Source organism: Deltaproteobacteria bacterium RBG_16_64_85 (assembly GCA_001798885.1).
Classification (GTDB): Bacteria; Desulfobacterota; Deferrimicrobia; order Deferrimicrobiales; family Deferrimicrobiaceae; genus FEB-35.
In genome coordinates this window covers 21,854-28,509 of record MGQW01000089.1, presented here as the reverse complement: position 1 = coordinate 28,509, position 6,656 = coordinate 21,854, and the positions used below count along the sequence as shown (strand labels likewise).

Below are 6,656 nucleotides of genomic sequence, written 5' to 3'. Positions count from 1 at the left end.
GCGGACCGTCGTCTGCTAAGATGGGGGGATGAAAATCGCCATCCTGGGCGCCGCCGGATTTATCGGCAGGATCGCGGCGCAGGCCCTTTCCGCCCGACCGCAGGTCGGGGAGCTGCTCCTGGTGGACTACAACATCCGGGACGCGAAACGGTTCGCGAAGACGCTCTCCCCCAAGTGTCGATGGGCGATGGCCGACGCCGGCCGGTCCCTGGAACTTACGCGGCTGTTTGCGGGGGTAAACGCCGTGGCCAGCGCTGTCGGCCCGTGCGCGGAGTACGAGAAGAGGATCCTGCTGACCTGTGCGGAGAAGGGGACCCCTGCCGCCAGCATCGGGGACGGTACGCTCTCCGCGGCCGACCGGCGGGAGGTCCATGACGCATTCCGCCGCAAAGGCGTTGCGGCCGTGTCGGGCTGCGGAATGATGCCCGGATGGACGGAACTCCTCTCCGCCCACTTCCTCGCCGGCGGCCGGACGGCGGCCGGTGAACGGCAGGAACCGGCGCCGCGCCGTTATCTCTTCTGCTCTCTCGACCGGTTCGGCGGATACGCCTTCTTCCGGAGAGTGGCCAGGGCCCCCGGGCGGGAAGAGACCGCTCCCTCCGGCTCCCCCCCGGGAGGGTATTTCGTCTTGGGGGAAGATTTCTTCGGCCTTCCGCCGGGGCGTCCAGCGGTCTTTTTCCGGCGGTTCGGAAGAACGCTCGGAGCGCTCGGACCTGTCGGCAAGGAACTTTCGGCGGCCATCCTCTTCTGGCTCCGCGGTTCCATGGAATCCCCGCCGGGAACGCCGGCCGCGGTGGCGGGCATATCGGCAGATGGAGAGTGCGACGCTGCAACTGCGGCGATCGAGGACCGACAGGGACGCCTCGCGGGCGTCCTGCTCGCGGAGGTCGCGCTCAAGCTCGCGGGGGGAATCGGAGGAGAAAAAGGCCTCCTGCCGCTGCCCGAAGTGATCGGGCGGGAGGAGGCCGAAAGGATCGCAGGCGAAAGCGGCGGGAGGCTTCTTACGGAATCTCCGCCCTGATTTCAGTGCCGGATGACTTCCTCGCCGGAAGATCCGGGCGGGACGGCGGGGGGCTCCGCCTCCGGTTCGGGAGGCGAGACCGGCTCCACGGGCTTCACGGTCCCGGGCATGTCGATGGCCGCCTCGATCACTTCATCCATGTGGCGGACGAAGAGGATCTTGAGGTTCTTGCGGATCTTGGCCGGGATCTCCGTCATGTCCTTCTCGTTTTCTGCCGGCAGGATCACGGTCTTGATCCCGCCGCGATGGGCCGCCAGGAGCTTCTCCTTGACCCCGCCGATCGGGAGCACCCGCCCGCGCAGGGTGATCTCTCCCGTCATCGCCAGGTCGTTCCACGCCGGCACCCGCAGCAGCGCGGAAGCCAGGGCCGTCGCCATCGTGATCCCCGCCGAAGGGCCGTCCTTGGGGATGCCCCCCTCCGGCACGTGGATGTGGATGTCGATCTTCTGGTAGAAGGACCGGTCCAGTCCCATGCGATCGGCACGGGTGCGGATGTAGGAGAGGGCGGCGTGGGCCGACTCCTGCATCACCTCCCCGAGCTTGCCCGTAACCTTGAGGTTCCCCTTCCCCGGCATGAGGGCCACTTCGATCAGGAGAAGCTCCCCGCCGAACTCGGTCCAGGCCAGCCCCGTCGCGAGCCCGATCTGCCCCTTCTCCTCCGCTTCGCCGTACCGGTACTTCGCGGGGCCCAGGTAGCCGCGCACCGCCGAAGGGGAAACGCGCATCTTCACGAGCGAAGGGTCCTTGACCACCTCCCGGGTGATCTTCCGGCAAATGGAGGCGATCTCCCGTTCCAGGTTGCGCACTCCGGCCTCGCGCGTGTGATAGCGGATGATGTGGAGGATCGCCGCGTCGGCGAACGACACCTTCTCCCGCGACAGGCCATGCTCGTCCAGTTTTTTCTTGATCAGGTGGTCGCGGGCGATGTGGAGCTTCTCCACCTCGGTGTACCCCGGCAGACGGATGATCTCCATCCGGTCCTGCAGGGGGGGCGGGATGCCGTGCAGCATGTTCGCCGTGGTGATGAACATCACGTCGGAGAGGTCGTAGTCGATGTCCAGGTAGTGGTCGTTGAAGGAGTTGTTCTGCTCCGGATCGAGCACCTCGAGGAGCGCCGCGGAAGGGTCTCCACGGAAATCCATCGACATCTTGTCGACTTCATCGAACAGGAACACGGGGTTCACCGTCCCCGCCTTTTTCATCTGGTGGATGATTTTGCCGGGGAGCGCCCCGATGTAGGTGCGCCGGTGCCCGCGGATCTCCGCCTCGTCGCGAACGCCGCCCAGCGACATCCGGACGAACTTGCGCTCCATCGCCCTCGCGATCGACCGGGCCAGGGAGGTCTTCCCCACGCCGGGAGGACCCACGAAGCAGAGGATCGGCCCTTTCAGCTTGGACACGAGCTTGCGGACCGCGAGGTACTCGATGATCCGCTCCTTGACCTTCTCGAGCCCGTAGTGGTCCTCGTTCAGGACCGTTTCGGCCGCATCGATGTCGAGCTTGTCCTCGGTGCGTTCCTGCCACGGGATCGAGATGAGCCAGTCGACGTAGTTGCGGCTCACGGTGGCCTCGGCCGACATCGAGGACATCATGCGGAGCTTCTTGATCTCCTTCTGGGCCTTCTGCACCGCCTCCTTGCTCATCCCCTTCTTCTTGACCTTCTCCTCGAGCTCGTCCAGCTCCGTCTTCCCCTCGTCCCCCTGGCCGAGCTCCTTCTGGATGGCGCGCATCTGCTCGTTCAGGTAGAACTCCCGCTGCGTCCTCTCCATCTGCTTCTTGACGCGGCCCCGGATCCTCCGCTCGATCTCGAGAATCTCGATTTCGGCTTCCATGAGGGCGAGGATCTTCTCCAGTCGATTCCGGTCCGGCTCGATCTCGAGGATCGCCTGCTTGTCGGAGAGCTTGATCGGCAGGTGCGCAGCCACCGTGTCGGCGACCCGGGCGGGGTCGTGGAGAGCGCCGACCTGCGAGAGCGTCTCGGAAGGGATCTTCTTGCTGAGCTTGGCGAAGCTCTCGAAGGACGCGAGGACGTTGCGGACGAGCGCCTCCGCGTGCGCCCCCGTGACCCGCTCCGGAACGATCTCCTCGGTGCTCACCTGGAAATAGCGGTCGTTGGGAAGGTAATGGACGACTTTCGCTCTCGACCGTCCCTCCACGAGCACCTTGACCGTGCCGTCGGGAAGCTTGAGCAGCTGGATGATGTGGCTGACGGTGCCGATGCGGCGGATGTCCTCCTCCGCGGGGTCGTTCGTCGAGGCGTCCTCCTGGGCGGCCAGGAAGATGAGGCGGTCCAGGGACAAGGCGGCTTCGAGCGCAGCGATCGACTTGTCGCGCCCCACGAACAGCGGCACCACCATGTGGGGAAACACGACGATGTCGCGCAACGGGAGCAGCGGCAGGATCTTTTTCCTGTCTTCCATTCCATCCTCCACGGCGTCACCGGCCCTGCCGTTCGAGGGGCCCTCCTGCCTCACGCCAGTTCGGCCTTCTTTCCCTGCACGATTTCCGGAGGGACTTTGCCGCTCACCACGTCTTCCGAGATAATGCATTTCTTGATGTTGCTCTGGGAGGGGATCTCGTACATCACGTCGAGCATGATGTGCTCCAGGATGGACCGCAGGCCCCGCGCCCCCGCCTTCCGATCGATCGCCTGCCGGGCGATGGTGCGCAGCGCGGGCTCGGAGAATTCCAGCTTCACGTTTTCGAAATCGAACAGCCGCTGGTACTGGCGCACGAGCGCGTTCTTCGGGCGCGTCAGGATCTGGACCAGCGCGTCCTCGTCCAGCTCGTGCAGGGTGCCCAGCACCGGGAGGCGCCCCACGAATTCCGGGATCAGCCCGAACTTGATGAGGTCCTCCGGCTGGACGGCCTCGAGGAGCTTGCCGAGGTTCCTCTCGGTGTGCGAGACGATGTCGGCGCCGAACCCCATCGTCTTCTTCGTGGTCCGCCGCTCCACGACCCCGTCGAGGCCGATGAACGCCCCGCCGCAGATGAAGAGGATGTTGGTGGTGTCCACCTTGATGAAGTCCTGCTGCGGGTGCTTGCGGCCGCCCTTCGGGGGGACGTTGGCGACGGTCCCCTCGAGGATCTTGAGAAGCGCCTGCTGCACGCCCTCCCCGGAGACATCCCGGGTGATCGAGGGGTTCTCCGACTTGCGCGCGATCTTGTCGATCTCGTCGATGTAGACGATCCCCTTCTGGGCCTTCTCCACGTCGTAGTCGGACGCCTGGAGGAGGGAGAGGATGATGTTCTCCACGTCCTCCCCGACGTACCCCGCCTCGGTCAGCGTCGTCGCGTCGGCGATGGTGAACGACACGTTCAGGATGCGGGCGAGGGTCTGCGCGAGCAGCGTCTTGCCGCTGCCGGTCGGCCCGAGGAGCAGGATGTTGGACTTCTGCAGCTCGATGCCGTCGGTGGTGCGGGACTCGATCCGCTTGTAGTGGTTGTAGACCGCCACGGAGAGGATCTTCTTGGCGCGCTCCTGCCCGATGACGTACTCGTCGAGGGTCTTCTTGATCTCGGTGGGCTTGGGGAGCCTTCGCCGCTTCTCGTCTAAAGAGTGCTCGACCTCGGTCTCTTCCGAGATGATGTCGTTGCACAGCTCGACGCACTCGTCGCAGATGTACACCGTCGGCCCCGCGATCAGCTTCCGCACCTCGTTCTGCGCCTTGCCGCAGAAGGAGCAGACCAGAAGGTTCGCCTTATCGTTGAATTTCCGGGTCAATGGGGGGCCTCCGTCAATCCACGAGCGGCCTTGCGACCGCCAGCCGTTTTTCGACAACCTGATCGATTATACCATAGCTCCTCGCCTGCTCCGCCGACATGAAGTAGTCCCGCTCGGTGTCCAACGCGATCCGCTCCAGGGACTGCCCCGTATGCTTGGAAAGGATCTTGTTCAGCTCCTCCCGCATCCGGAGGATTTCCTCGGCCTGGATCTTGATGTCGGTGGCCTGGCCCCGGGTCCCCCCCATCGGCTGGTGGATGAGGATCCGCACGTTGGGCAGGGCCGTCCGCTTCCCCTTGGCCCCGCCGGCCAGGAGCACCGCGGCCATCGAGGCGGCCTGGCCGATGCACACGGTGGCCACCTTGGGCTTGATGAACTGCATGGTGTCGTAGATCGCCATGCCGGCCGTCACCAGCCCGCCGGGGCAGTTGATGTAGAGGTTGACGTCCTTGTCCGGGTCTTCGGCCTCGAGGAACAGAAGCTGCGCGATGACCAGGTTGGCGATGTCGTCGTCGATCGGATTCCCGATGAAGACGATCCGGTCCTTGAGCAGCCGGGAGTAGATGTCGTAGGAACGTTCGCCGCGGGCGGTCTGCTCCACCACGATGGGCACGAGGGTCATTCGGCTGCAACCTCCTCTTTGACGTGCGCGTTCTCGAGCAGGAACGCCATCACCTTCCGCTCCAGGAGCCGGTTCCGAAGGGCGTCCAGCCGGTTTTCGTCCCCGTAGTGCTCCCTCACCTTTTCATGGCTCATCCGGGCGACCGCCGCCATCTCTTTCATCTCGGACTCGATCTCGGAATACGGGACGTCGATGGCTTCCTGTTTCGCGATCGCTTCGAGCAGCAGGGAAACCCGGACGGCCCGTTCCGCGCTCGGGGCGAACCGCTCCTTCATCTTTTCGAAATCCATGTTCACTTTCTTTAGGTCGATTCCCTGGGAGGCCATCCGGTTCGCCGTTTCCTCGATCATGCCGAAGATCTGCCGGTCGACCAGCGACCGGGGAACTTCGAAGGCGTTCTTCTCGAGCAGCCCCTTCCGGATCTCTTCCTCCGAGCGGAAACGGGACCGCTCCTCCCCTTCCGCCCGCAGCCGTTCCGCCAACCTGGAACGAAGCTCCTCCAGGCTCTTTATATCGCCGAGATTCTTGACGAAATCCTCGTCTACCTCCGGAAGACGTTTCCCGCGGACGGCGCTCACGACGACGTCGAAGCTCACTTTTTTCCCCGCGTATTTCTTGTCGGGAGCGTCCTCCTGGTATTCCACCTCTACGGCCTTCCGGTCCCCCTGCCTGGCCCCCGAAAGGGCCGCCTCGAACTCCTTCCCGAACGGGACCCCGACGCCGAGGACCAGGCTCGCGGGCTGGCCGGTTTCGATCGCCTCGCCGGCGGCTGAAGAGGAAACGCTCAATTCGAGAAGGTCGCCCTCGGCCGCCCCCCGCTCCTCCACGACATGGTAACTGGCGAAGGACTCCCGAAGGCTCGCGAGCGCGGCGTCCACCTGCTCGTCCTTGACCTCCACCTTCTCCTTCACAACGGGCAGCCCCTTGTACCCGGAGGGCGTCACCTCGGGGAACACCTCGAAGGTCGCGGTGAAGGCGAACTCCTGCCCCTCGGCGATCTTCGCGCCGTCGATTTTCGGCATGGAGAGCACGCGGAGGTTGTTCTCCTTGACGGCTTCGGCGATCGATTCCTTCACCAGGTGCTCGACCACCTCCCCCTCCACGTGATCCTTGAAAAGCCGCTTCACCATGGACATCGGGGCCTTTCCCTTACGGAATCCCCGGAGCGGGACCATCTTCCGGACCTCGGCGTACCCCTCCTCGATCCGCTTGACCACCTCGTCCGGAGGGACCTCCACCCGGATCCGCTTCTCCACGCCGCTGACCGTTTCCACGCTCGTTTTCATCGT

Annotated in this window: 5 protein-coding genes; 1 reads left to right on the top strand and 4 read right to left on the bottom strand. The window is 64.7% G+C overall.

Going from position 1 to position 6,656, the window contains the following annotated elements; translation table 11 throughout:
• The first annotated feature begins 28 nt into the window (after positions 1-28).
• The gene (locus tag A2Z13_05755; protein ID OGP76241.1) at positions 29-1,021 is read left to right on the top strand and encodes a hypothetical protein; all 993 of its coding nucleotides are present in this window, start codon (positions 29-31) and stop codon (positions 1,019-1,021) included.
• 2 nt (positions 1,022-1,023) lie between these two features.
• Here the strand turns inward: A2Z13_05755 and A2Z13_05750 are convergent, their stop codons facing one another.
• From A2Z13_05750 to A2Z13_05735, 4 genes are read right to left on the bottom strand one after another with little or no spacing between them, the layout of a single operon-like run.
• Positions 1,024-3,441, bottom strand: a complete 2,418-nt coding sequence (locus A2Z13_05750; protein ID OGP76240.1) for an endopeptidase La — start codon at positions 3,439-3,441, stop codon at positions 1,024-1,026.
• 50 nt (positions 3,442-3,491) lie between these two features.
• Positions 3,492-4,745, bottom strand: coding sequence for an ATP-dependent protease ATP-binding subunit ClpX (locus tag A2Z13_05745; protein ID OGP76239.1), 1,254 nt, complete (start codon positions 4,743-4,745; stop codon positions 3,492-3,494).
• Positions 4,746-4,758: 13 nt separating this feature from the next.
• Positions 4,759-5,367 (bottom strand): ATP-dependent Clp endopeptidase, proteolytic subunit ClpP, encoded by a 609-nt coding sequence (locus A2Z13_05740; GenBank protein OGP76238.1) that lies wholly within the window; start codon positions 5,365-5,367, stop codon positions 4,759-4,761.
• Complete coding sequence (locus A2Z13_05735; protein OGP76237.1) at positions 5,364-6,653, bottom strand: trigger factor; 1,290 nt, start codon at positions 6,651-6,653, stop codon at positions 5,364-5,366. Before A2Z13_05735 ends, A2Z13_05740 begins: the two co-directional genes overlap by 4 nt.
• Positions 6,654-6,656: the final 3 nt, after the last annotated feature.

Excerpts from the sequence above, each read along its gene's own strand:
- A2Z13_05755 (OGP76241.1), top strand. The coding sequence starts at position 29 with ATGAAAATCGCCATCCTGGGCGCCGCCGGATTTATCGGCAGGATCGCG.
- A2Z13_05750 (OGP76240.1), bottom strand. The coding sequence starts at position 3,441 with ATGGAAGACAGGAAAAAGATCCTGCCGCTGCTCCCGTTGCGCGACATC.
- A2Z13_05740 (OGP76238.1), bottom strand. The coding sequence starts at position 5,367 with ATGACCCTCGTGCCCATCGTGGTGGAGCAGACCGCCCGCGGCGAACGT.
- A2Z13_05735 (OGP76237.1), bottom strand. The coding sequence starts at position 6,653 with ATGAAAACGAGCGTGGAAACGGTCAGCGGCGTGGAGAAGCGGATCCGG.